Source organism: Pseudomonas sp. SIMBA_068 (assembly GCF_046534705.1).
GTDB classification, from domain to species: Bacteria; Pseudomonadota; Gammaproteobacteria; order Pseudomonadales; family Pseudomonadaceae; genus Aquipseudomonas; species Aquipseudomonas putida.
The window spans coordinates 1-256 of the sequence record NZ_JAWRYI010000970.1 but is presented as its reverse complement, the minus strand read 5'-3'; the positions used below and the strand labels follow the sequence as shown (position 1 = coordinate 256).

1 protein-coding gene is annotated in these 256 nt (G+C 53.5%); it reads left to right on the top strand.

Annotation, left to right across the window (positions count from 1 at the left end; genetic code table 11):
• On the top strand, positions 1 to 256 hold a 256-nt coding region (locus tag SB756_RS32310; RefSeq protein ID WP_410913532.1), incomplete at both ends, for a hypothetical protein.

Genomic DNA, 256 nt, shown 5'->3' with positions numbered 1-256 from the left:
CCATTCTCGGCGCTATTTCTTACGCCACGGAAGATTTATTTGCCGCGGGCGTTATCGCGCTAATGGTCGCTATTTCTACGTTGCTGAACTTTATTCAGGAAGCACGTTCCACTAAAGCGGCAGATGCCCTGAAAGCGATGGTCAGCAATACCGCGACGGTGCTGCGCGTAATTAACGACAAAGGCGAAAATGGCTGGCTGGAGATCCCGATCGACCAGCTGGTGCCCGGCGATATTATAAAACTGGCGGCGGGGGA